5 protein-coding genes are annotated in these 4,337 nt (G+C 39.4%); 4 read left to right on the top strand and 1 reads right to left on the bottom strand.

All coding sequences use genetic code 11. From position 1 onward, the window contains the following. Position 1 precedes the first annotated feature (1 nt). A complete protein-coding gene (locus tag AC4GME_RS17200) occupies positions 2-109 on the top strand; it encodes a cold-shock protein (protein WP_490379876.1) in 108 nt (35 codons plus the stop codon). 101 nt (positions 110-210) lie between these two features. Then, complete coding sequence (locus AC4GME_RS17195; RefSeq protein WP_490378383.1) at positions 211-687, top strand: YbhB/YbcL family Raf kinase inhibitor-like protein; 477 nt, start codon at positions 211-213, stop codon at positions 685-687. 91 nt (positions 688-778) lie between these two features. Here AC4GME_RS17195 and AC4GME_RS17190 read toward each other — a convergent pair whose 3' ends face one another. Next, positions 779-1,555 (bottom strand): endonuclease/exonuclease/phosphatase family protein, encoded by a 777-nt coding sequence (locus tag AC4GME_RS17190; protein ID WP_490379875.1) that lies wholly within the window; start codon positions 1,553-1,555, stop codon positions 779-781. 347 nt (positions 1,556-1,902) lie between these two features. Here AC4GME_RS17190 and AC4GME_RS17185 point away from each other — a divergent pair, with 347 nt between their 5' ends. Continuing rightward, the gene (locus AC4GME_RS17185; RefSeq protein WP_490379874.1) at positions 1,903-3,813 is read left to right on the top strand and encodes a hypothetical protein; all 1,911 of its coding nucleotides are present in this window, start codon (positions 1,903-1,905) and stop codon (positions 3,811-3,813) included. Between the two features lie 295 nt (positions 3,814-4,108). Continuing rightward, the coding region (locus tag AC4GME_RS17180) for a hypothetical protein (protein ID WP_490379873.1) at positions 4,109-4,337 on the top strand (229 nt) is incomplete at its 3' end.

Below are 4,337 nucleotides of genomic sequence, written 5' to 3'. Positions count from 1 at the left end.
AATTAAGGTCACTGCCGGTCATGCATCGCTCAATGATGGGCAAGCCGTAGAATTTGATATAGGCGAAGGTAAAAAGGGGCCGTGCGCACATAATGTCGTGCCGCTATAAATGCAATCAAATAGACCGTTGAAAAAGCGCGCGGCTGTAATTGCAGCTGTGCTAATACTTTCAACGGGCCACACAAGGACCGACTAGCTGAGGAGGATAATATGGCACTTACACTTAGATCCGCGGCCTTCAGCAATGGCGGCGAAATCCCTGCAAAATACACCTGTGAAGCTGAAGATATTGCACCGCCATTAGAATGGCTTAGCGTCCCGGAAAATACGCGCACTCTTGTTCTGATTATTGATGATCCAGACGCGCCTGATCCGAATGCGCCTAAGATGACATGGGTTCATTGGGTTCTTTATAACATACCGCCGCAAGCTGCTGGTCTGACTGAAGGTGCGACTGCAAAAGATCTTCCCGCCGGGACAAAACAAGGTTTAAATGATTGGAAAAAGGCTGCGTATGGCGGACCATGTCCCCCGATCGGCCGACATAGATATTTTCACAAACTCTATGCCCTGGACACGGTTATCACGATAAAGAACAAGCCAACCAAGGCTGAAATTGAAACTGCACTTAAAGGCCATATTATCGAACAAACCGAGCTTATTGGAACCTACAAGAAGTCCGGATAGATACTGTTGGTGGTCTGTGCCGTGAAATTTTACGCTGCACATTGCCGATGGTGAATAATATCACAAGAAAAAATAGTCAGCATTTTAACCATTAAAGGCTTAATTTAAACTTAACCAGTAGAGGATTATGATCACTGCTTTTTGTTTTTATCGCTTCAGCTGGCATATCAATTTCAAGACCTCGGTAATAAATATGATCCAGAGAATGGTTAAATAGAAACTTTTTAATATTCTTTTCATGATCCGCGTGAAATTGAACCTTTTCAAGACCGCAGCCTGTTAAAATCTTATCTAAAATATTAGTTCTTTTTCTGTTCCAGGTATTAAAGTCACCGGATAAGATAACCGGACCATTATGGCTGCGAATCGAAAATTCCAGCTGCTGAATCTGGGATATAAATTTCCAGAAACCGACAAAGTTTATAGCGTGAATATTTAAAACTAACAGCTCTTTATTTTCATTATCTATAGCATAGCTTGTCGATAAAAATATTTTAGGAACCTTTATTAAGGGTTCAAAAGCGTGGGACCTTATTACGCTTACACACTGATGATTTGCAGAGCTTGCAGTCAATACTCCTGAGTGTCTGTCTTTAAAAGTATCTAAGAAATTAGGAGCAAAAATAAAACCATAGTGTTCAATATGAAGAATATTTTCTAATCCTTTCTGAAACTGACACTCCTGTAAAAGAATAAGCTCTGGTGTATATTTTTCAATAATATGTTTAAATTCAGCCCCCCAGACAGGATCACAATTCTTTTTTTGAATATTCCAGTTTAATAGAGAAATATTCTTATTAATTAACTCTTTTTGAGGATATTCGTGATCCTCAATAAAGTAATCAGCTTGTGCAAATCTTTTCTTCATATTGACTCACTAAATCTACTATTTCACCTTTAACTGTAGCAGAAGTCGAGCTTTGCAGAACTAAGAGACCCACTTATTTTAGCCCTGAAATCGATTATGAGAATGCCTTAACAACAGGTAAAGATCTGTGGTGGCGACTTACAAATAAGAGCTAAACACTGTTAGCAACTTATTCTTCATCACGCTTTCACATGCTTTGTTTGCGATACCGATCGCATTGCGCATGCTTTCGAGCGCTTTCGCTACCTGTTTCGTTACTCTAAATGTTACATTGAGCTCAATCTGCAGTTGATTATATTTTAGTGATTGCAATTCGATTTTTAAAAATTAAAGGGGAACTGTTTTTTATGTGCTTGAAAAAGTTTAAGTTGTTTAGCCTGACTATAGCTTGCTTAATATCTATAGGTGTTAACGCAAACAACCGTCAGGATGATCAGCTGATTGTCAATTTCGATACGCCGATCGAAGCATGGAATGATATTGCTTATATCACCCCTGCAGCAAATCAAAACACAGTGGTATTTACCTTACCAAAGAATGTGTCAGTTAATGATATCGCTCAAGTCAATTATGCAGATGCTATTTTGACAAACAAACTGTGGCGTGTAGATGCTGAAAAGATCTATTTCTCCCCCCGAGATAGCTGGTCTATGGGGATGAACTTAATTGAACTGCAACTTAAAGATGATCAGGTATTTGATTATTTTGTAGTTATTTATGGCGGTAAATTTAAGCTGACAGCTAAAACCGAGAAGTATCAGCAGCGACAGAAGCAATTTTCACAGTTTAAACAGCTGATCACGGCTGATTATAGCGCGGATGCGTATGCACCAGTACATATAAGTAAGGCTGACTTTACAGGAAAACAGCTGCAGCAAGTGCTCATTAACGGCAAGGTTGTTAACAATGCAAGTTTACAGAAGCAGTTATTCAGCTATACGCCATCATCATCCTGGCTGGTGGGTTTAAACCAGATAGAAATTCAACTCAAAGGCGATAAACAGCCACATACTCATCTGCTGAGTTATCATCCCAAAGTGATCAAAGTAACTTATTCAATGGATGAGAGCACTGTTGATGGACAGGCATTTTTCCCACAGGCAGTTTATTACGTAAATCCCAGCTCGTTTGCTAAAGTGGCTGATTTTGGGTTTAATATTGTTCATGACTATAAATTACGCTCTTTACCTGAAACAGAAATAACAGATTATTTGCAGCAAGCAGATAACAACGGTTTAATGGTTTTCTCCCATATCAATCAAACGTCTCTTGAGAATGGTGATCTAGTTGCGTTTGCAAAGCGGATTGCCACTCAAATGGCAGAGCCCGCATTATTCGCCTGGTATTTTTGGGATGAACCTAGCCCTAATGATATCCCTGCTGAGTATTATAATTTTTTTGTTGAGCTTGCTCGTCAGTTAGATCCATTCCACCCGATCATCTCATCGCACTGGTATCAACGTTATTATATTGATGCCGGCGAAGTTGATATGCGCCAGTTCTATCATGGTAAAGCCTCCGAAATGGCAAAGGCATTGGCGCTATATAAACGGGTAATGGCTCAGACAGATACTCCCTGGGTAGCAATTTTAAATGTTCATGAAGGATTCAAACCACAAGACAGTATCAGTATTTCACCACGCCATAATGTGTTAAAGATTGTAAATAAAGCTAAATCACCGGAGCAGAAAAAGCTGCTTCAGGAGTGGCTAGATGCCAGAAACAAAGTGATTTTAGCGAATTTAGACAAGCCGCCATTTCCTATCCCGTCAACGCTGCCGCAAAAAAGAGAACAGATCCGAGGGCAGGCATTTGAAGCTATCGTGCAAGGGTCGAATGGCATCTTCTATTGGCCTTATCGTGAACCAGATGACCTTGATCCCGTCTACGGCTGGTATACCCTATTTCACATGCCAAAACCTGCAAGTTATATGCGAGAGTTAATGCATGATCTGACAGCATTAGGCCCATTAATTTCAGCTCCTAGACAAAATTCAGTTAGCTGGCTTGTTGACGGAATTCGTTTTTGGCAGCGTGAGTTGGGTGACAATGTCATTATTATTGCTGTTAATGAAACGGGGCAGTTTGTGAATAGTAAAGTACAGATCAAACCCTTTACTAATAACGAATGGCCTAAATCATTAGTGCGATTTGGCCATGCGCGTGAGCATCAGATAGCGCTTGAAAATGGCTATCTCACTGATAATTGGAAGCCAGAGCAGGCTCATGTTTATTTGTTAAAGAATATTGAAAAATAACAATATAGCAATAAACGCAGGATAGTTACTCGGCAAAGTTGCTGTTGATATTGACTAGTGAAATATCAACGGCAACTTTAAGTTTAAATATTAATAAAATAGAACAAAAGCAAAGAATTACTTTAATATATTTTATTATAAAAGATTATCTAATTAGGCTTAAAAACGTGTTATTTCTTGCTTTTTCGACATAGCGAATAGCAATCCAATAAATTTTATCAGTACACTATTGCCTACAATCAGAGAATACTTTTTTTATGCTCGCAGATGAGCAATTTTTCCTTGGAGGATAGATATGATCTACTGGCTCTACTTCACTATTGTTATCATCTTATGCCAGGCACTTGCTGTACTCTTTTATCTGTTTAGCTTAAATAGACTGCTAAAGTTCACTGAACGGTATTATCCGGAGATTAGCCGACAAATGGGCAACCCTCATTCTGTATTTGATATCAGCCAGCAGAAAAACTACGAATGCTACGCGGCCTACAGCGAGTTTATGGCGGCAAAGCGTTACCTTCAGA

Source organism: Psychromonas sp. (assembly GCF_983033635.1).
Note: the sequence above shows the minus strand (reverse complement) of the source record. Positions and strands in the feature narration are given on the sequence as shown.

What these genes read in the sequence shown, in the direction of transcription:
- AC4GME_RS17195 (WP_490378383.1), top strand. Translation starts at nt 211, where the DNA reads ATGGCACTTACACTTAGATCCGCGGCCTTCAGCAATGGCGGCGAAATC.
- AC4GME_RS17190 (WP_490379875.1), bottom strand. Translation starts at nt 1,555, where the DNA reads ATGAAGAAAAGATTTGCACAAGCTGATTACTTTATTGAGGATCACGAA.
- AC4GME_RS17185 (WP_490379874.1), top strand. Translation starts at nt 1,903, where the DNA reads ATGTGCTTGAAAAAGTTTAAGTTGTTTAGCCTGACTATAGCTTGCTTA.